This window comes from Bacillus methanolicus (genome assembly GCF_028888695.1).
Taxonomy (GTDB): domain Bacteria; phylum Bacillota; class Bacilli; order Bacillales; family Cytobacillaceae; genus Bacillus_Z; species Bacillus_Z methanolicus_B.
This window is the reverse complement of sequence record NZ_PNFF01000001.1, coordinates 1,727,226-1,748,935: the sequence shown is the minus strand read 5'-3', so window position 1 is coordinate 1,748,935 and position 21,710 is coordinate 1,727,226. Positions and strand designations below refer to the sequence as shown.

The window sequence follows — 21,710 nt, the reverse complement described above, 5'->3', positions numbered from 1 at the left end:
GATATGAAAAATAAGTATAAAGAATTAATTAGCGTGCTCGACTCGAAAGAACTGCTTTTTCATCTATATGCTACGCAAATATTACTATTAACGATATCAGTCATTTTAGGTATGATATTGTTTGACAGCTTTTCTGCATTTTTTGAATTATTTCATTTTACTGATTTTAAAATTTTGTTGGTCGGCGGTACAGCCGGACTGATGATTGTTTTCATAGATTTGCTGCTAATAAAGCTCTTGCCTTCTTCCTACTATGATGACGGAGGGCTCAATGAACGAATTTTTGCCGGCAAGTCGATTCCGCATATTGCATGGCTTGCAGCTTGTATTGCAATCAGTGAAGAATTATTATTTCGCGGAATGATTCAAACCCATTTTGGGTTAATTGTTTCAAGTGTTATTTTCGCTCTCGTTCACTACCGTTATTTATTTAATTGGTTTTTATTTTTGAATATTACACTACTAAGCTTTTTTATCGGTTTCATTTATGAATGGACAGATAATTTGCTTGTCACAATCTTTATGCACTTCTTAATCGATTTTCTATTAGGTGTATGGATCATGGTTAAGAAAAAACAGAATGAACAGGAAGGGATATTCCATGAATAGAGAAGATCCTTACAGAGACCAAGCTGAAAGGCTGAGGAAAAGAATTGAGCGGCTTCCAATTGAAAATGAAGAAAATCCGGGTAAACTTCCGCCTCGCAGTGAAATTCACCGCAATAAAAAGAAGAAAAATAAATGGAAGCTGAAATATCCGGTCATCCGTCTTTTGGTATTGTTTTTTATCTTATTGCCTATTACGATTTATAGCGCTTATACATATTTGGAAGGACAAAAATTTTCAGGAAAGAAAGAAGCAATTGGCAACGGCGATGAAGGATATGAACCGATTGAATTAGAAATAAATGAAGATCCTTCTGAACCGAATACGGAAAAGGAAACAGAGAAAAGCTCGCTTGACAATGAAGATCATGAAGAAGAGGAGAACATTTCTTTAAGTGAGTCCATAACAGAAAGTCATTCTTCATCTGCTGAAAATGCAGCAACGCAGCCTGAAGGAAATAAAGATTCCGGACCGAAGACAATCATTTATCATACTGTTCAACCAAATGAAACTTTGTTCCGGATTGCGATCAAATACTATAATTCGAGAGAAGGAATGGATATCATTCGAGATGCGAATGGAATTCAAGGAAACGAAATACAAGCAGGACAAGTATTGGAAATTCCGCTGCAAAAATGAGGCTGTGGGTCTGGCTCCTCCATTGGAGGGGTCTGGCCTTTTTTTTTCGAAAAATCATATCTATCCGGACAAGTTCATACAATTTTTATATAGAAAAAGATGAAGGGGGAGGAAGAATGGAGCCGCCAATCTTAATGCTTGATGATCGGACGGATCAAGCAACGAAAGAAATGCTTGAGAGCGTTGTAAAACGGAAACGAAAATTTGACAGTTATAAAAACAGGCATTTATTTGTGATGTGGTTAACGATCGCCCTTGGTTTTTTCTTTTTTATCTATTTGTACTATACGGTGATGCAGCCATATTCTTATTCTTTTGCAGCGATGTTTTCTGCGTTTGTGAATCAATCTGTAAATTTTTATTTGCTTGTCATCATCGTCGGCATTTATGGATTGATGAATTTATTAAGGGAGAAAAGAGAGAAAGCGGAAAAAGAATTTCATGCGTTAAGGTGTGAAATTATAGATAAAAGCAAAGATTTATGGAAAAAAGAAGAGGAATGGAAAAACCGCCATATCGTATTTGAAATGATGAAAAAAAAATACGATATCAACTTATACCATGAAAACAAATAAGGATTTGTTAAAGCGGCATTGGATAATTTTAAGAAAATAAAAAAAACCCTTTCATACAAATGGTATGGGAGGGATTATTCATGTTGAAGAAATTGATACAATTAGCATTGGGTTTTATATGCGGATATTTATATATAAATTGGGTGCCAATTCATAATCCTTTTGTCATTTCCGATTTTTTTGCTGAGTTCGTATTGGAGCCGCTTGAATTTCTTGTGGCTGCTATAGTCTTTCTTATCGGATTAATCGCAAATGGGGATCTGCTTCGAGAAGGAATCGAAAAAAAAACATTCGCTTTTATTCGCAGAAAGAATGTTTCCATTTATGAACTGGCAGTTAATTACAGTGTCATATTCAGTTTTATCATCATGACACGTTATGGGATTTGGCAAACGATTGTCCTTTTTAGTTTTTCTTTTATCTATGGTATGATTTCCATAGATTTTAAAAATACCATTCTTGCTAAAAACAATGAATTGTAAGTTGGGGGAATTATGGAATTATTTATTATCCTTTTTTTGGCTTGCTTTTTTTTCCTTCTTTATATGATAAAAGAAGCATTTGCCAATCGTGTGATCAATACGGAATTATTATTTCCTGAGTTTCCGAAGAGTTTTGGCGAAGTCAAAATTTTTTTTATCTCCGATATTCATCGCAGATCCGTTTCAGAAAAAATCATTTCCCAAGTAAAAGGCCGTGCAGATTTCGCGATTATCGGCGGTGATCTTATGGAAAAAGGGGTAAGCTTTGAAAAAGTAAAGGCAAATTTATCAAAACTAAGACAAATTGGGCCTGTTTTTTTTGTTTGGGGCAATAATGACTATGAAATAGACTATCATCAGCTTGATGCCATTTTGCTTGAGAATAGTGTTAAAATATTAGACAATACTACTGTAGTTTTTGAGTCGGAAGAAGGGGAAAAATTTTTCTTAATGGGTATTGATGATATGAATCAAAGGAGGGACCGTCTTGATCTTCCGTTAAGCGAAGCAGAGAAGGACGGCTTTAAAATTTTAGTCAGCCATAATCCGAGAATTACGGCAAAAATCCGCACTGAGCATCGGATTCATCTCGTCTTGAGCGGACATACACATGGAGGGCAAATTCACGTTTTTGGATATGGCCCATATGAAAAAGGAAAAGTAAAGAAACTGAAACAAACGACTGTTTTAATAAGCAACGGCTATGGAACAACTCTTCTGCCGCTGCGTTTAGGGGCAAAATCTGAAACGCACCTAATTACACTTAAAAATGGTTAAAGCATATTCAGTTTACACAAAACCTCTATAAATATATAATCATGATAAGCAGAATGACTCAAGGGGCGTATGAGCTAAGGTAGACAATTCACCAACAATCAAATTATTCATAAACTAAAACATGAGCTTTTGTTCACGGCAGGGGGCATGATCATGCGCTTGGAACGGTTAACTTATAATAAAATAAAAATTTTTCTTACATTTGATGATTTAACAGATCGAGGCTTGACAAAGGAAGATATTTGGAAAGATTCCTTGAAATGGCAACAACTTTTCCACGATATGCTTGATGAGGCAAGCAATGAGTTTGGCTTTGAAATCCATGGTTCAGTAGCCGTAGAAGTTTTCTCTCTTCATGCGCAAGGAATGGTCATGATTGTTACGATGGAAGAGCAGGATGAAGAAGAGGAATCTTTAGGAGAAGGATTCATTGAAATGCAAGTGACAGCTGTTGATGGTAATGAAGATGTTTTATTTGAATTCGAAAATATTGAAGATATTATTCAGTTGGCGATCCGTCTTTTTTCCATGAATATTTTTGGCGGAAATTTGTATTCGATGAATGGTCGCTATTTTCTGCATATGAATGATATTTCTTCAGCAGATTTGAATAAAACGATCTCCATATTAGCTGAATATGGTTCTCCTTCAATCATCAGCATTCACCGGCTTTTAGAATATGGGAAAGAAATTATTAAGGAAAAGGCGGTAGAGACACTCGTTCATTATTTTTCGATATGATGAGGACGGGAAATGCCGTCCTTTTTTTATTTTTGGCTGCACCTTTTTTGTGTAAGAAAATACTTAATTTGAGGTAAGCTAAATAGTATGAAATTCATTTTTTCTGCAAACTGTACAATCAAAATTTATTATAACAATTAATATTGAAAGAATCTGAAAATAAACGTCTGCTTGATTTTCAAAAAAGAGTGAACATAAGATCAACTAACAGAAGATTACTTAAACAATGGGATTGGAGGCGATTTCATGAAGTAATCAAAAAATGCGGAAAAGTGGCAGTATTTTTATCTTGCATAAATTAACCAAAAGTGTATACTATGTCATGAAAGCGGACAACATCCGTGAATAGTGATATCTTTAGGAGGTTTACAAATGGTAGCCGAGAAAGGTACTGAAAATATAAATAGGGAGGACAAACATGACGTCTTAAAGTCAACTCAAACTGTCATTCATAGGGCTTTGGAAAAGCTAGGTTATCCCGAAGAAGTTTACGAGCTTCTTAAAGAACCTATACGCATGATGACAGTTAAAATCCCGGTTCGTATGGATGACGGTTCTGTTAAAGTTTTTACTGGCTACCGGGCCCAGCATAATGATGCAGTTGGTCCAACTAAAGGAGGCATTCGCTTCCATCCAAATGTAACTGAGAAAGAAGTTAAAGCTCTTTCGATTTGGATGAGCTTAAAGTGCGGTATCGTGGATTTGCCTTACGGAGGAGGGAAAGGCGGTATTGTTTGTGATCCAAGAAATATGTCTTTCCGCGAATTGGAGCGATTAAGCCGAGGATACGTCCGGGCAATTAGCCAGATTGTCGGACCAACGAAAGACATACCTGCACCGGATGTATTTACAAATTCGCAAATTATGGCATGGATGATGGATGAGTACAGCCGAATTGACGAATTTAACTCTCCGGGGTTTATTACCGGTAAACCGCTTGTGCTTGGGGGCTCACACGGCCGTGAAACTGCAACGGCAAAAGGCGTTACAATTTGTATCCGTGAAGCAGCAAAGAAGAAAGGAATCAATCTTGAAGGTGCTCGGGTTGTTGTACAAGGCTTTGGAAATGCCGGAAGCTTTTTATCAAAATTTATGTATGATGCCGGCGCAAAAGTTGTTGGCATTTCCGATGCTTATGGCGCATTGTATGACCCGAACGGCCTAGACATTGATTACTTGCTTGACCGCCGCGACAGTTTTGGAACGGTTACAAAATTGTTTAATAATACAATTACGAATAAAGAACTTTTGGAATTAGATTGCGATATTTTAGTACCTGCCGCTATAGAAAACCAAATTACTGAAGAAAATGCACACAATATCCGAGCTAGTATCGTGGTTGAGGCAGCAAATGGGCCGACAACGTTAGAGGCAACCCAAATATTGACGGAGCGGGGCATTTTGCTTGTTCCGGATGTTCTCGCTTCTGCAGGCGGAGTAACGGTTTCTTATTTTGAATGGGTTCAAAATAATCAAGGCTATTACTGGAGCGAAGAAGAAGTCGAAGAAAAATTAGAAAAAGTAATGGTCAAAGCTTTTAATAATGTATATGAAACTGCTCAAACACGCAGAGTCGACATGCGCCTTGCAGCATATATGGTCGGCGTCCGGAAGATGGCAGAAGCAAGCAGGTTCAGAGGCTGGGTTTAATAATTAAACAGATAATGGAAGTGTATTCCAGAAAATTGATTCTTCATTGAAACTTGAACGAGAATCTCCTATCATTAATTGATGGGAGTTTTTTCTTTAATAAGAAAGTTAATTTGCTCGAATTTTTTGTTAAGGAGTGAACATAGATGAAATACGAAGACGCAATTATTGTTGGAGCAGGACCCTGCGGGCTTGCTGCTGCCATTTCTTTAAAAGAAATCGGCAAAAATCCGCTTGTTATTGAAAAAGGGAACATCGTAAATGCTATTTACAATTACCCAACTCATCAAACTTTTTTTAGCACAAGTGAAAAACTTGAAATCGGCAATGTTCCTTTTATTACAGAAAACTATAAGCCTAAACGAATTCAAGCACTTGCCTATTATCGGGAAGTGGTAAAACGGAAAAATTTAAGGATTCATTCTTTCGAAAAGGTTACTTCTATTTCCAAGCAAGAAAACGGCATGTTTCTTGTTCAATCAGAAAAGAGCATGTATACGGCGCCATATGTTATTATTGCAACCGGTTATTATGATCACCCAAACTACATAAATGTTCCCGGTGAGGATTTGCCAAAGGTTTCCCATTATTTCAAAGAGGCACATCCGTATTTCGATCAAGATGTTGTTGTTATTGGCGGAAAAAATTCAAGTGTCGATGCCGCGCTTGAACTTGTTAAGGCAGGTGCAAGAGTAACCGTCCTTTACCGTGGAGAAAGCTATTCTCCGAGCATTAAACCATGGATATTGCCTGAATTTGATTCGCTCGTCCGAAAGGGAATCATTAAAATGGAGTTCAGGGCTCATGTTAAACAAATTACTGAAGATACGGTCGTGTATGAAAAAGATGGCAAGGAATATGAAATTAAAAATGATTTTGTCTTTGCTATGACCGGTTATCATCCGGATCATGAGTTTTTAAAGGCAATGGGCGTCGAGATCGATAAAGAAACAGGCAGGCCTGTATATGATATGGAGACAATGGAGACGAATATAAAAGGTATTTTCATCGCAGGCGTCATTGCGGCCGGGAACGATGCAAATGAAATTTTTATCGAAAATGGGCGATTCCATGGCGGACAAATTGCACAAGCTATTTTGAATCGAGAAAAAGAGGGAAGATGAACGAATGAAAAAAGTTGCGTTGCTTACGACTGGCGGGACGATTGCGAGCAAAAAAACTGAGAGCGGGCTGCTGTCGTCCGGGGAGTTGACAGGCGAAGAACTAGCAAGTCTTTGCCGTTTGCCCTCTGATATAGAAATAGAAATACACAGTGTTTTTCAGCTTCCGAGCATGCATATCGGGTTTGATAAACTCATAGTTTTGAAAAAGAAAATTGAAGAAGTTTTTAAAGATAAAACAGTGTGCGGGGTTGTTGTCACTCATGGTACAGATTCATTGGAAGAAACAGCCTATTTTCTGGATTTAACGGTAACAGACACCCGACGGATTGTCGTCACCGGTTCACAACGTTCTCCGGACGATTTGGGAACAGATGTTTATTCAAATCTTCGCAATTCGATCTATGTAGCTGTTGACGAGAGTTTAGATAATGTTGGAACAGTCATCGTGTTTAATGAACGTATTTGGTCGGCCAAATATGTAAAAAAAGTACATGCATCAAACCTTCAAGGTTTCGAATCGTTCGGATACGGATATTTAGGCATCATAGATAATGATGTCGTCAGTGTCTATCAAAAGCCGCTGATTCGGGATTGTTATGAAATCGGGGATGAGCTTCCTGAAGTTGATATTATTAAATGCTATGCCGGTGCAGACGGGAAATTTATCCGCCATGCAGTAGATTGCGGAGTGAAAGGAATTGTTCTTGAAGGTGTCGGAAGAGGACAGGTTTCTCCATTAATGGTAGATGATATTGATTATGCGATTAAAAAAGGTGTAAAAGTTGTAGTAACAACGAGTGCTGAAGAAGGGCAGGTTCATACATCATACGACTATCGGGGCAGTGCTTATGATTTGAAACTGCGCGGAGCCGTCCTTGGCAAGGATTATGACTCGAAAAAAGCAAGAATCAAACTTGCAGTTCTAATGTCAGCAGGAGAAAATATCGAAAAAGGATTTCGAATCTAGCACGCAATCTTCATAGACGATCTTGTCCGCTGCGTTAACGCGTTAATGTATTGAGGGCCAGGCCCGCACCGCGTTAACGCGTTAATGCGTTGAGGGCCTGGCCCGCGCTGCGTTAAAGCGTTAAATTCTTTTTTTTCAAAAATGGAAAATGGCATTTTCTTTCTGCTTATAACATGGTACGATTAAGGAAACGGATTGAAAAGAGTGACAGCTAATGCTGGGAATATTATCTGCCGGGTTTGCTCCCGGTTTGGCATTGTTAAGCTATTTCTATTTAAAAGACGAATACGAAACCGAACCCCTTTCCATGGTTTTCAAAACGTTTATATTTGGGGCTATACTTGTGTTTCCGATTTCATTTATTCAATATGTATTGGAGACGGAACATCTTATACAATCAGGAATAATAGAAGCTTTTCTGACAACAAGTTTATTAGAAGAATTTTTTAAATGGTTTATCTTGTATTACACAGTATATCAGCATGTTGCTTTTGACGAGCCTTACGATGGAATTGTATACGGTGCGTCTGTTTCTCTTGGTTTTGCCACCGCTGAAAACATCTTCTACCTCGTTGCAAATGGACTTCAACATGCTCTTGGAAGAGCGCTATTGCCTGTATCAAGCCATGCTTTGTTCGGAGTCATAATGGGATATTACATTGGCAAAGGAAAATTCTCGGAAAATCCGAAGTCTAAATGGATTTTATTGTCACTTGCAATCCCTTTTATTTTGCATGGCATTTATGACTCTATTTTAATTTCTCAAAAAGACTGGCTGGTCTTAATGTTTCCGTTTATGATTTTCTTGTGGTGGCTCGGCCTGCGAAAAGTGAAAAATGCCCGTGCTTTAAGTACAAAACATTTTGAAGCACAGATAAAAGTACAAAAAACTCTTCATTTATGAAAAATGAAGAGTTTTTTCTTGTCCAGTTCCAGCGCCTAGCCCCTCGAGGTCGCTTCGGTCCTGCCAATGAAGTCAAAAAGCGACTTCATCGGCAGGACCTCCAGCGCTTGTCGGGGCTAACCAAGGCGCTTGCACTTTTCTTTCTTTATCTTGAATAAAAATCCAGTAGCTGCAAAACATATGGTTAATGCAAAATGAATCACATCTGGGGGTAACAATCAATGAATAAAAAGCTACTGGCAATGAGGCTGTTTGCTATTTTCGCCGCTTGTGTACTTCTGTTTCCGACCGCAGGAAACCAACATGCGGATGCCTTCTCTAACCAGGTTATCCAGCATGGTGCAGTCGGCGATGATGTAATCGAATTGCAATCCCGTCTTCAATATTTAGGTTTTTATAATGGAAAAATAGACGGGGTATTTGGATGGAGCACGTATTGGGCTCTTAGAAATTTTCAATATGAATTTGGCCTCCCGATCGACGGCTTGGCAGGAACGGAAACGAAACAAAAACTCGTCAAAGCATCGAGGTATAATGAACAATTCGTAAAGGAGCAAATTAAAAAAGGCAATAAATTTTCCCATTACGGAGGAGTATCGCTCGAAAAGCAGAAAAAGCCTTCCGAGGGCAGACAGGCGAACCGGAGAGGCGGGGGTGCCACTAAGCGGCAAAAAGTAACTGCAACAAACACCCCAAATGGTTTTTCATCAAATGATATTCAATTAATGGCCAATGCTGTTTACGGTGAAGCAAGGGGTGAACCATATGTTGGACAAGTTGCAGTTGCGGCAGTTATTTTGAATCGTTTGGAATCCCCTTCGTTTCCGCATACAGTATCAGGAGTCATTTTTGAACCAGGAGCATTCACTGCGGTAGCCGACGGGCAAATCTGGCTTACACCGAATGAAACGGCAAGGAGAGCAGTTCTTGATGCAATAAACGGCTGGGATCCGACCGACAATGCCCTCTATTATTTTAATCCTGATACAGCAACAAGTGCATGGATTTGGTCGCGTCCACAGATTAAAAAGATCGGAAAACATATTTTCTGTAAATAGGGGTGATGAACTTTGCTTAGAGGAATATTAATAGGCGTCTTAGTGGTAGGTATAGCAGGAACAGCGTTCTGGGGCTACCAGGAGCATCGGGAGAAAAATGCCATCCTTCTAAATGCGGAAAACAATTATCAGCGCGCCTTTCATGATCTGACGTATCAATTAGACCTTTTGCATGATGAAATTGGAACGACATTGGCTATGAACTCAAAAAAATCACTTTCTCCTGCCCTTGCTGAAGTCTGGAGAATTACATCTGCTGCTCACAGCAATGTCGGCCAATTACCGCTGACACTTCTGCCTTTTAATAAAACGGAAGAGTTTCTCGCAAAGATTGGCGATTTTAGCTACAGAACAGCTGTAAGGGATTTGGAAAAAGAACCGCTATCAGATAAAGAGTATAAAGCACTGCAAAATTTGTATAAGCAATCGGCAGACATCCAAAATGAAATGCGGAAAGTGCAGCATCTTGTACTTAAAAATAACCTCCGCTGGATGGACGTTGAATTGGCGCTTGCAACAGGAAAGGAAGCATCTGACAACACGATTATCGATGGCTTTAAGACAGTTGAAAAAACTGTTGAAGGGTATTCAGAGACAGATTTTGGCCCCGCTTTTATCAATATGCAAAAAAAGGATGAAAATTATAAATATCTTGAAGGAGAGAATATCTCAAAAAATGAAGCGGTGAAAATCGCAAAGAAGTACGCTTCTCTAGGAAATGACGTAAATGTAAGAGTCGCAGAGAACGGAAAAGGTTCAGGATATGGATTTTACAGTGTAACGATACAAGATCAGAAAAACAATCTTGAAGCCAGCATGGATATTACGAAAAAAGGCGGATATCCGATTTGGTATATTTTATCCAGGGATGTTAATAAACAGAAAATAAGCTTAAATGAGGCAAGCAATCGGGCAATTAATTTCTTAAAAGAAAATGAGTTTGAGAATATGGATCTTTTTGAAAGCGCCCAATATGACAATGTTGGTGTATTTACATTTGTCGCAAACCAGGATGATGTACGAATCTATCCAGACAGCATTAAAATAAAAATCGCACTTGATAATGGAAAAGTCATTGGATTTTCGGCAGAGGATTATTTAAAATCGCATCATTCAAGAAAACTGCCAACTCCTTCTCAATCAATTGCAAATGCAAGAACAAAGATCAATCCGAACGTTAAAATAATGGAAGAAGGTAAGGCTGTTATTATAAATGACTTGAACCAGGAAGTTCTTTGTTATGAATTTCTCGGGACTTTAGGTGATGATACGTACCGTATTTTCATTAATTCGGAAAGCGGTATTGAGGAAAAAGTGGAAAAATTAAAGAATGCCGAACCAATCTATGAAGATGTCATTTAAAAGATAGCGGCCCAAAAGGATCATTTACTTCCTTTTGGGTCTTTTATTTATCAATTTTTTTCTTTATTTAAGCCAAGCTTTCTGATTATAATGAAAAAGAACATTCCATTTGTGGTATTTAATTCAAGTCAGCAAGGAGGGGGGTCTGGCCCTCAATGATTTAACGCGTTAACGCGGCGCGGGTCTGGCCCTCAATGGTTTAACGCGTTAACGTCGTGCGGGCCTGACCCTCAACGGTTTAAAGCGTTAAAGATTTTTATTATAATACATAGGAAGTGTGGCGCAACATGTTAAAAATTGGCGATACCTTAATGCTTGAGCCAAAGTATTCGAACGCGATCGAAACATATAAATGCAAACTTGTAGAAAGGATTGGCAGCGATTTATACATTGATTATCCGGTTAATACAACCACTAAACGGACCGTTTTTTTGATTGACGGAACACAATTAAAAGTCACATTCGTCGGAGAAGACGGTTCCGTATATTTGTTTGAATCTGAAATAAGGGGAAGGGTTAAGCAAAACATCCCAATGCTCATATTATCCTACCCAGAAAAAGAAAATTTGATAAAGATACAGCGCCGCCAGTATGTGCGGGTAGAAACTCCTGTAGATGTCGCTGTTCATCCGTTGAACGGGGAATTTCAGCCATTTACTGCCGTCACTGAAGATATTAGTGCGGGAGGGGCAGCGGCAATCTTGACAGGAAAAAGTGAAGTGTTAAGGGAAGGTATGATTGTAGAGGCGACTTTTGTTCTTCCGTTTCAGAGCGGAGAATACCATTATAAGAGTTTTAAGAGCCGCGTTGTCCGGGTTGAAGATGTAAGCGAAAATAGAAAAAAAATTTCCTTGCAATTCACGGATATCACCGGACAGGACCGACAGCTCTTGCTTCGTTTTTGCTTTGAAAGGCAGTTAGATATGAAGAAAAAAGGATTTAGTAGTTAAGGAATAAATGAATCATAACGCTCCCATAATAAGAATAACTATTAACTTTAGGAGCGTATTGATGAAGACGTTTGAAAGGATTCTTATGAAAGTAATTGTTATTCAATTAATTTTTTTGCTTTTCGTACAGGTGTTTTTTCATAAACTGAATATTTTTCCAGAATTAAAGCAAATAACACAATATGAAGGCGTCAGCGAAAACAATTTTACGCAAATACTAGAAACGTTCCGGGGACGTTAAAACAGGCAGGTTTCACCTGCTTTTTTATATTATTAAAACAATGTTCTTGGTCAAGTATTTCAATTAGATGTGGTAAAATAAAGTGAAACATCTTTGAGTGTAGGAGGAAGTATGGACAAAAAGATTTCAATTGCGATTGACGGGCCGGCGGCAGCAGGAAAAAGTACGGTTGCCAAAATAGTGGCAGAAAGACTGTCATATTTATATATTGATACTGGTGCCATGTACCGTGCATTAACATATAAAGCGATTCAGAAAAAGGTGGATCTCCAGAATGAAGCAGAGTTAATGGATTTGCTGCTTGACACAACGATTGAATTAGTTCAGGGAAAGGAAGGGCAGCTTGTGTTTCTTGATGGAGAAAATGTTGCTGACGAAATTCGGACAAGCGAAGTGACAAATTCCGTCTCAATCGTTGCAAAACATAAATTAGTGCGTGAAGAAATGGTGAAAAGGCAACAGGAGCTTGCTTCCGGCGGAGGAGTAGTCATGGATGGGCGCGACATCGGAACACATGTACTTCCGCATGCTGAAGTGAAAATTTTTCTTTTAGCAAGCGTTGAGGAAAGGGCCCAAAGGCGCCATCAGGAAAATCTTCAAAAAGGATTTTCTTCAAATTTGGAGAAATTAAAAGAAGAGATTGCTAAACGTGATAAAATTGATTCAGAACGGGAAGTGGCTCCTTTAAGAAAAGCAGATGATGCTTTTGAAATTGACACAACTTCCCTTTCGATTGAACAAGTGGTGGATAAAATCATGGCGTTGGCGGAAGAAAGGATCGGGTCAATTTGACGTTTTACAGTTTTGCAAAATCGGTTGTATCTGGGATTTTAAAGCCTATCTACCGAATTCAAGTAATCGGGGTAGAACATTTTCCTAAAGACGGAGGAGTTCTTCTTTGCGCCAATCATATTGATAATCTGGATCCTCCTGTTGTAGGAATTACCGCTCCTCGACCGGTGCATTTTATGGCAAAAGCCGAGCTTTTTTCTGTTCCTGTGCTAGGGAGAATCGTTCAAAATTTAAACGCATTTCCTGTCAAAAGGGGAATGAGCGATCGCGAAGCCTTGCGAAAAGGTTTGTCAATCTTAAAAGAAGGAAAAGTTTTAGGGCTTTTTCCAGAGGGAACAAGAAGCAAGACAGGTGAATTAGGCCAAGGCTTGGCAGGGGCAGGTTTCTTTGCTCTCCGGTCGGAGGCCCATGTTGTGCCGTGTGCAATTATCGGTCCATATAAACCTTTTAAGAGATTGAAAGTGGTCTACGGAAAGCCGATTGATTTCAAACATCTGCGTGAAAATAAAGCAACGGCGGAACAAGCAACTGAATTAATTATGGAAGAAATCCGTAAACTGATAAACGAGCATAAGTAAGTCTTCATGCTTGACAAAAAAAACTATTTGTAAGAAGTTAGTAAGAAGAGGTTTTAGAAAAATTCTTTTAACTCAAACTTGTTTTTTAAATGTGGTGTTTCCATCACATTGCTTATATTCATTTGAGCAGTGACTGGATTAAGGAGGAGTTACATATGTCAGAAGATATGAATCAAGTAGAAGCAACAAATTTTCAAGTAGGCGACAAGGTAAAAGGAAAAGTGTTAAAAGTAGAAGAAAAACATGTCCTTGTCAGCGTTGAAAACAGCAAGCTTGACGGCATTATTCCAATCAGTGAGCTTTCAAGCCTTCACGTTGAAAAAGCGGAAGATGTTGTTTCCGAAGGTGATGAACTTGAACTTGAAGTAATAAAAGTTGAAGAAGAAGCATTAATCCTTTCAAAAAGGAAGATTGATGCTGAAAAAGCATGGGACGATCTTGAGAAAAAATTTGAAAGCGGCGAAATTTTCGAAGCAGAAGTGAAGGATGTTGTAAAAGGCGGTCTTGTTGTCGACTTAGGAGTACGCGGATTTGTACCCGCCTCTCTAGTTGAAGACCATTTTGTCGAGGATTTTTCTGATTATAAAGGAAAAACACTTACTTTTAAAATTGTTGAGCTTGATAAAGAAAAAAATCGCTTAATTCTTTCACACCGCGCAGTAATCGAAGAAGAAAAAATCAGACAAAAACAAAGCTTGCTGGAATCTTTGCAGCCTGGCCAAGTATTGGAAGGAACGATTCAAAGGATTACAGATTTTGGAGCATTCGTAGATATCGGCGGTGTAGACGGCCTCGTTCATATTTCTCAATTATCCCATCAGCACGTCGAAAAACCATCTGATGTTGTTGAAGAAGGCCAAAAAGTGAATGTGAAAGTTCTAAGCGTGGATCGCGATAAAGACCGTATATCCCTATCCATCAAAGAAACTCTTCCTGGTCCATGGACAAATATCTCTGAAAAGGCACCTAAAGGAAGTATTCTCGAAGGTACGGTAAAACGCCTTGTTTCTTATGGAGCTTTTGTGGAAGTATTTTCAGGTGTGGAAGGACTTGTTCACATTTCGCAAATTTCGCATAAACATATTGGAACACCACATGAAGTTTTAAAAGAAGGCCAAACGGTACAAGTGAAAGTGCTTGATGTGAATGAAGAGCAGCAACGTCTTTCATTAAGTATCAAAGAACTGCAGGAAAGAGAACAGGCTGCACCGGCTGATTACGAACTTCCTGAAGAATCAAAAGGATTTCAGCTTGGTGAAGTAATCGGTGATAAATTAAAGAATCTCAAAAACTAATGGTGATATAACTTGTCAAGACCAAACAGGAAATGGGATCATATAAAATATGCACTAAAAACAGGACAGAAGCGGCTTTCCGGTTTTGATGATATTAAATTTGTCCACCAAAGCTTGCCCGATGTTTCTTTGGAAGAAATTCAATTGGGCACCAAAATTGGCGAACTTGTCTTAAGTTCGCCAATTTTTATCAATGCGATGACGGGCGGCGGTGGGGAACGGACATATGAAATTAATAGGAAATTAGCTTATACGGCCCGGACTGCCGGTATTGCAATGGCAGTCGGCTCGCAAATGTCAGCATTGAAAAATAAAAATGAAAAAAATACATATGAAGTTGTCCGAAAAGAAAATCCCAATGGCGTTATTATCGCAAACTTAGGAAGTGAAGCGACCGTGGATCAGGCCCGATATGCGATTGAAATGATAGGGGCTGATGCGATCCAAATTCATTTAAACGCAATTCAGGAATTAACAATGCCCGAAGGGGACAGGGATTTTAAAGGAGCCCTTTCCAGGATAGAAAAAATTGTCAATGGTGTAAATGTTCCTGTCATTGTAAAAGAAGTTGGATTCGGTGTCAGCAAGGAAACAGCTTCGAAGCTTGCTTCCATTGGCGTTCAAGCAATTGATGTTGGGGGATACGGCGGTACAAATTTTGCCAGGATTGAAAATGAGCGGCGGCATCGATTGCTCTCTTTTTTTAATCATTGGGGGATTCCAACAGCTGCTTCCATTGTTGAGGCGAAAGAATACGGCCTGAATGCTTCAATAATTGGTTCCGGCGGAATCCAAACAAGCCTTGATATTGCAAAGGCAATTGCCCTCGGAGCTGATGCAGTCGGCATGGCAGGATTTTTCTTAAAGTTATTGATTGAGAGGGGAGAAGATGCTCTGGCAGAGCAGATTCTTTTCATTTTGGAAGACCTTGCATTTTTGATGGCAGCGTTAGGGACAAAAACAATAAGGGAATTGCAAAATACTCCGATTGTCTTATCAGGTGCGACCCACCACTGGCTTTCTGAACGGGGAATTAATACAAGAAAATACAGCCAATACAGAAAGTAAAGAGCTCCGCAGCTTAGCGGCAGCTCTTTTTTTATCATCATTATAATTAACTTTGCTTCCCGTCGTTTAAAGATCGCGCTTCTTCCGGGCTTTGCAATTTTGATGCACCTGGATAATGAAGAGCCTGGTCACGGTCTGATTCCACTTTGCCGCTTTTTCTTAGACGTTTTTCCTGCCGGTCTTTACCCACCATACCACCTCCTATCCTTTAACATAATTCACGAAGGAAAGTTTATACCCGGAAAGATTAAAGTACATAATTTTTTGTCATAATGGTAATGATAGGAGGTAGTAATAAATGGACGGGGCTTTCTTTTATTGGGTTTGCTGGCTTATATGGGTGGCGGCCACTTTTTTATTAGATAGCAAAAATAAATATCGGTATACCATTTCAAAAAGGCTGCTTATCATCATCATCTTTTCTCCTATTCACTTTTCTGTCTTTCACTTTCAAATTTACGCAGCCGCTGTTTTCATTTTTTTCTCAATCATGATGGATATTTCTAGATTAAAAAAACGAACAATTCTTTATTTTTTTGTATCTTCTTTTATTATCATGCTTGCCTATGCCAGTTTCCTTATGTTTGAGTTATACGATCCGGTATGGGTGATTATAAATCGTGATTGGCTGCTCGTTTTTATTTTAATATATTTAACTTTTATGCTTCAGTCTGAAGTGCGGATGAGAATGTATACAATGCTGGCAGGCATTCTACTAGGAGAACTGCTTTATGCATTTGTATTGCGTCAAAATGGATTCTCATACCCGATCGGATCACTGGCCATTCTTGATCTTGCATCATTAGCAGTTGCCATTCTGCTTTTATGGAGCGGCCTCAAATTTACGGCAGCTTATTTTAACATTCAATTTAACCATTTTGAAAAGGAGAAACATAAATCATCATGAATGAATATACTCTGCCTATCATATTTGGAGTGATTGTCGGAACACTGACAAGAATTTATCTGCTAAGGACTGATTATCGGCAATATCCGACTTATTTGCATGGAAAAATTATTCATATTGCATTGGGATTTATTGCTGCAGGGCTTGGAACGGTAGCAGTACCAGCCATGTTAGAAGAAGAGTATACAGCAATAACGTTTTTAACGCTAGCTGCATCTCAGTTCCGGGAAGTCCGCAATATGGAAAGAAATACATTGACCGAACTTGACAGTTATGAACTTGTCTCAAGAGGAAAGACATATATTGAAGGGATTGCAATCGCATTTGAAAGCAGAAATTATCTAGTCATTTTCACATCACTGTTAAGTACGTTTGCGTATATCTTTTTTAATATTTGGGCGGGAATTGCAGCGGCCGCTGTTGCAGTCATCATTTCAAAGTATTTGATGACCGGGGGACAACTAAAAGACATTGTCGATATTGACTATGTTGAACCAAAGTTTGAAGGTCCGGGATTGTATGTGGATAACATTTACATCATGAACATCGGTTTGCCTGAACGCCGGGAGGAGGTTCTCCGCTATGGTATGGGATTTATTTTAAAGCCGAAAAACTTCAATGCACGGTCTACAATTGCCAACCTCGGACAACGACAAGCAATTCTTCATGACGTCTCAAATGCACTTGGTGTATACCGCGATTCCGGCACTCCGGCACTTGTTCCGCTGGCAAAGAGAGACTTGAATGACGGAAGGGTTGGGGTTTTCATTTTGCCGCAGGAAAAGAATGTGGAAAAAGCTTTGAAGATCATCGGATTAGTTCCAACATTGGAAAATGCAATCAGAATGCCGACAGAGAGAAATAAAGATAAGGGAAGGCAGGGGTAAGGCATGATGCTTGAAAAATTTATTCTTGCAGTTGTGACAACCGATCCAAATAAAGTTCCGAGCGGAGCAGCCGTTTTCCATTGTGAATCAAAAAAAGAAATGGAACAAGTGTGTGCGAATTTAGAAGCAATTTTAGACGGCATTGCCCATGCGATTACAGAAGAGTTATTCATAATTGTAAAACATTGACAAATATTCCATAGTTTTAAGTTTTCATTGCTTGTTATCAATCTCTTTGTTAAACTAATGAAGTTAGACCCTTCTAGCATTTGAAGGGTTTCTTTCTTATGTTTATTAAGACAAAAAATTAAATGAAACAAGAATATATTTTATATATGAAAGGATGAAATGCATGGCGAAACCAGTTGTAGCCATTGTCGGCCGTCCTAATGTAGGAAAATCAACGATTTTTAACCGTATTGTCGGCGAGCGGATATCGATAGTGGAAGATATTCCGGGTGTAACCCGTGACCGGATTTATAGTTCAGCTGAATGGTTAACACACGATTTCAATATTATCGACACGGGGGGCATCGATATCGGAGATGAGCCGTTTCTTGAACAAATCCGCCAACAGGCTGAAATTGCCATTAATGAAGCAGATGTCATTATTTTTATCACAAACGGACGGGAAAGGGTTACCGCGGCAGACGAAGAAGTTGCGAAAATCCTGTATAAATCGAAAAAGCCTGTTGTTCTCGCCGTAAATAAAGTTGATAATCCTGAAATGCGCGATCAAATTTTTGATTTTTATTCCCTTGGTTTTGGTGAACCGATTCCAATTTCCGGCACCCACGGACTTGGATTAGGAGACTTGCTCGATGAAGTAGCGAAACACTTTCCGAGCAAGCACGAAGAGGAATACGATGAGGATGTTATTAAGTTCAGTTTAATCGGCCGGCCAAATGTGGGAAAATCGTCACTTGTAAATGCTTTACTGGGAGAAGAACGGGTAATCGTAAGTGATATTGCCGGTACAACAAGAGATGCAATTGATTCCCCTTACACGTATAACGGACAAAAATATGTCATCATTGATACTGCAGGAATGCGCAAAAAAGGAAAGGTTTATGAAACAACTGAAAAATACAGTGTTTTAAGAGCACTAAGAGCGATTGAACGATCAGACGTTGTCCTTGTTGTATTGAATGGTGAAGAAGGGATTATTGAACAGGACAAACGGATTGCAGGATATGCACATGAAGCTGGCCGGGCAGTTGTTATTGTCGTAAATAAGTGGGATGCAGTTGAGAAAGATGAAAAAACAATGAGGGAGTTTGAACAAAAAATTCGCGATCATTTTCAGTTTTTGGATTATGCTCCGATCGTCTTCTTATCAGCTAAAACGAAAAAAAGACTCCACACATTAATGCCAATGATTAATATGGCTAGTGAAAATCATGCACGCCGCGTTGAAACAAGCGTACTAAACGATGTCATCATGGATGCGGTGGCCATGAATCCAACGCCGACAGATAAAGGTAGACGCTTGAAAATCTATTATACTACTCAAGTAGCGGTAAAGCCTCCGACATTTGTTGTTTTTGTTAATGATCCGGAGCTGCTGCACTTTTCTTATGAGAGATTTCTTGAGAATCGAATTAGGGATGCATTCGGTTTTGAAGGCACACCGATTAAAATTTATGCGAGAGAAAGAAAATAAGGTAAAGGTTGTGATATGAGATGGAACGGCAAAGAGAAAAAGTAGCTGTGATCGGAGCGGGAAGCTGGGGAACAGCACTTGCGATGGTACTTGCCGATAACGGTCACGAAGTCAGGATTTGGGGGCATAAGCCTTCTCAAATAGAAGAAATCAATCGGGAGCATACAAATCAAAAATATTTGCCTGGCATATCCTTGCCGGAATCTATCATCGGATTTTCTTCTCTCAAAGAAGTTTTAAAAGACATAGAAGTGATGATTTTAGCCGTACCAACAAAAGCGATCAGGGAAGTTCTCGGGAAAATAAGGGGAATTCAAGAAACACCGTTAACAATTGTCCATGTGAGCAAAGGAATTGAGCCGGATACTTTGCTTCGCATATCAGAAATGATTGAAGAGGAAATGCCTGAAACACTTTTAAAAGATGTTGTCGTTCTTTCCGGACCGAGCCATGCTGAAGAAGTCAGCCTCCGGCATCCTACGACTGTAACTGTTTCTTCTAAAAATATGAAAGCAGCTGAAAAAATTCAAGATTTATTTATGAATCAAAATTTCCGGGTATATACAAATCCGGACATGATCGGCGTTGAGATCGGGGGAGCACTTAAGAATATTATTGCACTCGCGGCTGGAATCTCTGACGGACTCGGCTATGGCGATAATGCTAAGGCTGCTTTAATCACAAGAGGACTTGCAGAAATAGCCCGGCTCGGTACAAAAATGGGCGCCAATCCGTTAACCTTTTCAGGTTTGGCCGGAATTGGCGATCTAATTGTTACATGTACAAGTGTTCATTCCCGAAACTGGAGAGCAGGGAACCTTCTTGGGAAAGGCAATAATCTCGAAGAGGTTTTAAATAATATGGGTATGGTTGTTGAAGGGGTCCCCACGACTAAGGCGGCCCATCAGCTTGCAAGAAAATACGACGTCAAAATGCCGATATCCGACGCTTTATTTGATGTTTTATTTAACGGTGTGAACCCGAAAGATGCAGTAGATACGTTAATGGCCAGGGTAAAAACGCACGAAATGGAAGACTTGGTAAATGTTCTTGACTTAAAAGAATAGCAACCCGGACATAGAAAAATAATATAATTTCTAAATATATGGGCATTAGAGGATGCGATTGTGTTGCATTTCGCATACTATGCAACGAACCAAACTGGTAATTTGAATTGGGTCTTTGGGTATTTAGTCGAAACAGGCTGAAATAAGGGGCTGCCCCTCCCTTTATTTCAGTCATTTTTTTTGTGGAAAAGGGCGGTGCTGCGCCGACAAAAACTCATGCATGTTTCTTGTCATTTAATTGATGATGTTGTTTTTTGTTTTGGCACCTATGATATAATATATACCTGAAAAGGAGTGGTTTTTATGTCACCTGCTTTAATGAAAATGTGGATTTCCTTTGGTGCAATGGGATTTATGTTTTTATCTATGATCTCTATTTATTTCAGCCGGTATAAATTAAAAGGCGTCATTCGAATCATTACTGCACTGATTGCGTATGTTTTATTGATACTTTCGGGAATCATTATTTTTTTAATCGTTTTCAGCGGACCTACCAGTGAATAATATACATATTCTAAAGGATTGATGTTTTATGAAAAAAGGAATTGTTTTTTCCTTGCTAATCATTTTGGCAGTAATTCTCTCTGGCTGCATGTATCCGAAAGAAAAGCTTGCTGAAAATCAAGTGCCGTATGATGATCAAGTACAATCCGTACAAAGTGCTGTTGATCGCTTTCAGAAGGATAATGGCGGAATCTTGCCAATAAAAACAAGAGATGCATCAACACCCATTTATCAAAAATATCCGATTGATTTCCAAAAAATTGTACCGAAATATATGGCAGAACCTCCGGGCAACAGCTATGAAAGCGGGGGGATTTTTCAATATGTCCTTGTGGATGTCGAAACAAATCCAACGGTGAAAATATTCGATCTAAGAATCGCAGAAACAATTAGAGAAATAAATTTGCGGATTAAAGCAGCAGGGTATCCTCCATATAAAGAAAAATTAGCCGAGAATTTGTATTCCATTGATTTCAAGAAACTGGGCTATAAGGAAGAACCGGTAGCAATAAGCCCTTATTCAAATCAAAATTTGCCTTTCGTTGTAACCGGAAATGCTGAAGTATTTGTTGATTATCGGAGCGACTTATATAAGGCGCTGCAAACGACAAAACATTCTTATAAACCGGGCGATGATATTCGGGAATTATTAGTGAAAAATTCCGTATTTGTGCCGGCATATTCGTTGCCTTATACCATTGATCCAAAAACAAATGAACCAATCTTTTTCGTGAAATAGTCATAACCCTTCTCCTGCAAAATATATTTTAAGGAGAAGGGTTTTTCTCTTTTTGAACCCTTAATTCATTTGAAATTATCGAAAGAAAATAATCGATTTATGTAAAAATGATAATAGTTTCTGATAAGGAGGC

General features: G+C 39.0%; 26 protein-coding genes. 25 read left to right on the top strand and 1 reads right to left on the bottom strand.

Going from position 1 to position 21,710, the window contains the following annotated elements:
* The first annotated feature begins 3 nt into the window (after positions 1–3).
* From C0966_RS08780 to fni, 18 genes are all read left to right on the top strand, one after another.
* The gene (locus C0966_RS08780) at positions 4–609 is read left to right on the top strand and encodes a CPBP family intramembrane glutamic endopeptidase (RefSeq protein ID WP_274854980.1); all 606 of its coding nucleotides are present in this window, start codon (positions 4–6) and stop codon (positions 607–609) included.
* On the top strand, positions 602–1,246 hold the full coding sequence (locus tag C0966_RS08775) for a LysM peptidoglycan-binding domain-containing protein (RefSeq protein ID WP_274854978.1): 645 nt from the start codon (positions 602–604) through the stop codon (positions 1,244–1,246). The genes C0966_RS08780 and C0966_RS08775 overlap by 8 nt, the downstream gene beginning before the upstream one ends.
* 116 nt (positions 1,247–1,362) lie before the next feature.
* Positions 1,363–1,821 (top strand): YpbF family protein, encoded by a 459-nt coding sequence (locus C0966_RS08770; protein WP_274854977.1) that lies wholly within the window; start codon positions 1,363–1,365, stop codon positions 1,819–1,821.
* A gap of 80 nt (positions 1,822–1,901) precedes the next feature.
* Complete coding sequence (locus C0966_RS08765) at positions 1,902–2,303, top strand: hypothetical protein (protein ID WP_274854976.1); 402 nt, start codon at positions 1,902–1,904, stop codon at positions 2,301–2,303.
* Between the two features lie 12 nt (positions 2,304–2,315).
* Positions 2,316–3,080: a metallophosphoesterase gene (locus C0966_RS08760; protein WP_274854975.1), complete on the top strand. Its 765-nt coding sequence runs from the start codon at positions 2,316–2,318 to the stop codon at positions 3,078–3,080.
* Between the two features lie 153 nt (positions 3,081–3,233).
* On the top strand, positions 3,234–3,821 hold the full coding sequence (locus C0966_RS08755) for a genetic competence negative regulator (RefSeq protein ID WP_274854974.1): 588 nt from the start codon (positions 3,234–3,236) through the stop codon (positions 3,819–3,821).
* Positions 3,822–4,193: 372 nt separating this feature from the next.
* A complete protein-coding gene (locus C0966_RS08750) occupies positions 4,194–5,471 on the top strand; it encodes a Glu/Leu/Phe/Val family dehydrogenase (RefSeq protein ID WP_274854973.1) in 1,278 nt (425 codons plus the stop codon).
* A 146-nt stretch (positions 5,472–5,617) separates the two neighbouring features.
* Positions 5,618–6,595, top strand: coding sequence for a YpdA family putative bacillithiol disulfide reductase (locus C0966_RS08745; RefSeq protein ID WP_274854971.1), 978 nt, complete (start codon positions 5,618–5,620; stop codon positions 6,593–6,595).
* Positions 6,596–6,599: 4 nt separating this feature from the next.
* Entirely contained in the window at positions 6,600–7,562 is a 963-nt protein-coding gene (locus tag C0966_RS08740; protein ID WP_274854970.1) for an asparaginase, read from the top strand.
* Between the two features lie 214 nt (positions 7,563–7,776).
* Positions 7,777–8,466, top strand: a complete 690-nt coding sequence (gene prsW / locus C0966_RS08735; protein WP_274854969.1) for a glutamic-type intramembrane protease PrsW — start codon at positions 7,777–7,779, stop codon at positions 8,464–8,466.
* Between the two features lie 221 nt (positions 8,467–8,687).
* Entirely contained in the window at positions 8,688–9,524 is an 837-nt protein-coding gene (gene sleB / locus C0966_RS08730) for a spore cortex-lytic enzyme (RefSeq protein ID WP_274854968.1), read from the top strand.
* A gap of 12 nt (positions 9,525–9,536) precedes the next feature.
* Positions 9,537–10,886 (top strand): germination protein YpeB, encoded by a 1,350-nt coding sequence (gene ypeB / locus C0966_RS08725; RefSeq protein WP_274854966.1) that lies wholly within the window; start codon positions 9,537–9,539, stop codon positions 10,884–10,886.
* A gap of 287 nt (positions 10,887–11,173) precedes the next feature.
* Positions 11,174–11,836 carry a flagellar brake protein gene (locus C0966_RS08720; protein ID WP_274854963.1) on the top strand — a complete coding sequence of 221 codons (663 nt, stop codon included), beginning with the start codon at positions 11,174–11,176 and terminating at the stop codon, positions 11,834–11,836.
* 61 nt (positions 11,837–11,897) lie between these two features.
* Entirely contained in the window at positions 11,898–12,077 is a 180-nt protein-coding gene (locus C0966_RS08715; RefSeq protein WP_274854961.1) for a YpfB family protein, read from the top strand.
* Positions 12,078–12,188: 111 nt separating this feature from the next.
* Positions 12,189–12,869 carry a (d)CMP kinase gene (cmk, locus tag C0966_RS08710; RefSeq protein ID WP_274854959.1) on the top strand — a complete coding sequence of 227 codons (681 nt, stop codon included), beginning with the start codon at positions 12,189–12,191 and terminating at the stop codon, positions 12,867–12,869.
* On the top strand, positions 12,866–13,447 hold the full coding sequence (locus C0966_RS08705) for a lysophospholipid acyltransferase family protein (protein ID WP_274854957.1): 582 nt from the start codon (positions 12,866–12,868) through the stop codon (positions 13,445–13,447). Before cmk ends, C0966_RS08705 begins: the two co-directional genes overlap by 4 nt.
* A gap of 155 nt (positions 13,448–13,602) precedes the next feature.
* Positions 13,603–14,742: a 30S ribosomal protein S1 gene (gene rpsA, locus C0966_RS08700; RefSeq protein ID WP_274854956.1), complete on the top strand. Its 1,140-nt coding sequence runs from the start codon at positions 13,603–13,605 to the stop codon at positions 14,740–14,742.
* Between the two features lie 12 nt (positions 14,743–14,754).
* Positions 14,755–15,810 carry a type 2 isopentenyl-diphosphate Delta-isomerase gene (gene fni, locus C0966_RS08695; RefSeq protein WP_274854955.1) on the top strand — a complete coding sequence of 352 codons (1,056 nt, stop codon included), beginning with the start codon at positions 14,755–14,757 and terminating at the stop codon, positions 15,808–15,810.
* Positions 15,811–15,856: 46 nt separating this feature from the next.
* Here fni and C0966_RS08690 read toward each other — a convergent pair whose 3' ends face one another.
* Complete coding sequence (locus C0966_RS08690; protein WP_274854953.1) at positions 15,857–16,000, bottom strand: YpzI family protein; 144 nt, start codon at positions 15,998–16,000, stop codon at positions 15,857–15,859.
* Positions 16,001–16,108: 108 nt separating this feature from the next.
* On the opposite strand from C0966_RS08690, the gene C0966_RS08685 reads away from it, so the two are divergent.
* The 7 genes from C0966_RS08685 (at position 16,109) to C0966_RS08655 (ending at position 21,577) form a co-directional block, all read left to right on the top strand.
* Complete coding sequence (locus C0966_RS08685) at positions 16,109–16,717, top strand: YphA family membrane protein (RefSeq protein ID WP_274854952.1); 609 nt, start codon at positions 16,109–16,111, stop codon at positions 16,715–16,717.
* Positions 16,714–17,604 (top strand): YIEGIA family protein, encoded by an 891-nt coding sequence (locus C0966_RS08680; RefSeq protein WP_274854951.1) that lies wholly within the window; start codon positions 16,714–16,716, stop codon positions 17,602–17,604. The genes C0966_RS08685 and C0966_RS08680 overlap by 4 nt, the downstream gene beginning before the upstream one ends.
* Before the next feature lie 3 nt (positions 17,605–17,607).
* Complete coding sequence (locus tag C0966_RS08675; protein WP_274854950.1) at positions 17,608–17,793, top strand: capping complex subunit for YIEGIA; 186 nt, start codon at positions 17,608–17,610, stop codon at positions 17,791–17,793.
* A 163-nt stretch (positions 17,794–17,956) separates the two neighbouring features.
* Positions 17,957–19,267 (top strand): ribosome biogenesis GTPase Der, encoded by a 1,311-nt coding sequence (gene der, locus C0966_RS08670; RefSeq protein ID WP_274854949.1) that lies wholly within the window; start codon positions 17,957–17,959, stop codon positions 19,265–19,267.
* 20 nt (positions 19,268–19,287) lie between these two features.
* Positions 19,288–20,334, top strand: coding sequence for an NAD(P)H-dependent glycerol-3-phosphate dehydrogenase (locus C0966_RS08665; protein ID WP_274854947.1), 1,047 nt, complete (start codon positions 19,288–19,290; stop codon positions 20,332–20,334).
* Between the two features lie 303 nt (positions 20,335–20,637).
* Positions 20,638–20,838 (top strand): DUF2768 domain-containing protein, encoded by a 201-nt coding sequence (locus C0966_RS08660; protein WP_274854946.1) that lies wholly within the window; start codon positions 20,638–20,640, stop codon positions 20,836–20,838.
* A 28-nt stretch (positions 20,839–20,866) separates the two neighbouring features.
* Entirely contained in the window at positions 20,867–21,577 is a 711-nt protein-coding gene (locus tag C0966_RS08655) for a hypothetical protein (protein ID WP_274854945.1), read from the top strand.
* Positions 21,578–21,710 lie beyond the last annotated feature (133 nt).

Coding starts and splice junctions, on each gene's coding strand:
- C0966_RS08770 (WP_274854977.1), top strand. CDS start 1,363: ATGGAGCCGCCAATCTTAATGCTTGATGATCGGACGGATCAAGCAACG.
- C0966_RS08750 (WP_274854973.1), top strand. CDS start 4,194: ATGGTAGCCGAGAAAGGTACTGAAAATATAAATAGGGAGGACAAACAT.
- C0966_RS08715 (WP_274854961.1), top strand. CDS start 11,898: ATGAAGACGTTTGAAAGGATTCTTATGAAAGTAATTGTTATTCAATTA.
- C0966_RS08660 (WP_274854946.1), top strand. CDS start 20,638: ATGTCACCTGCTTTAATGAAAATGTGGATTTCCTTTGGTGCAATGGGA.
- C0966_RS08755 (WP_274854974.1), top strand. CDS start 3,234: ATGCGCTTGGAACGGTTAACTTATAATAAAATAAAAATTTTTCTTACA.
- C0966_RS08740 (WP_274854970.1), top strand. CDS start 6,600: ATGAAAAAAGTTGCGTTGCTTACGACTGGCGGGACGATTGCGAGCAAA.
- sleB (WP_274854968.1), top strand. CDS start 8,688: ATGAATAAAAAGCTACTGGCAATGAGGCTGTTTGCTATTTTCGCCGCT.
- C0966_RS08680 (WP_274854951.1), top strand. CDS start 16,714: ATGAATGAATATACTCTGCCTATCATATTTGGAGTGATTGTCGGAACA.
- C0966_RS08765 (WP_274854976.1), top strand. CDS start 1,902: ATGTTGAAGAAATTGATACAATTAGCATTGGGTTTTATATGCGGATAT.
- C0966_RS08665 (WP_274854947.1), top strand. CDS start 19,288: ATGGAACGGCAAAGAGAAAAAGTAGCTGTGATCGGAGCGGGAAGCTGG.
- C0966_RS08685 (WP_274854952.1), top strand. CDS start 16,109: ATGGACGGGGCTTTCTTTTATTGGGTTTGCTGGCTTATATGGGTGGCG.
- C0966_RS08760 (WP_274854975.1), top strand. CDS start 2,316: ATGGAATTATTTATTATCCTTTTTTTGGCTTGCTTTTTTTTCCTTCTT.
- rpsA (WP_274854956.1), top strand. CDS start 13,603: ATGTCAGAAGATATGAATCAAGTAGAAGCAACAAATTTTCAAGTAGGC.
- C0966_RS08745 (WP_274854971.1), top strand. CDS start 5,618: ATGAAATACGAAGACGCAATTATTGTTGGAGCAGGACCCTGCGGGCTT.
- C0966_RS08780 (WP_274854980.1), top strand. CDS start 4: ATGAAAAATAAGTATAAAGAATTAATTAGCGTGCTCGACTCGAAAGAA.
- prsW (WP_274854969.1), top strand. CDS start 7,777: ATGCTGGGAATATTATCTGCCGGGTTTGCTCCCGGTTTGGCATTGTTA.
- der (WP_274854949.1), top strand. CDS start 17,957: ATGGCGAAACCAGTTGTAGCCATTGTCGGCCGTCCTAATGTAGGAAAA.
- C0966_RS08775 (WP_274854978.1), top strand. CDS start 602: ATGAATAGAGAAGATCCTTACAGAGACCAAGCTGAAAGGCTGAGGAAA.
- C0966_RS08720 (WP_274854963.1), top strand. CDS start 11,174: ATGTTAAAAATTGGCGATACCTTAATGCTTGAGCCAAAGTATTCGAAC.
- C0966_RS08675 (WP_274854950.1), top strand. CDS start 17,608: ATGATGCTTGAAAAATTTATTCTTGCAGTTGTGACAACCGATCCAAAT.
- cmk (WP_274854959.1), top strand. CDS start 12,189: ATGGACAAAAAGATTTCAATTGCGATTGACGGGCCGGCGGCAGCAGGA.
- C0966_RS08655 (WP_274854945.1), top strand. CDS start 20,867: ATGAAAAAAGGAATTGTTTTTTCCTTGCTAATCATTTTGGCAGTAATT.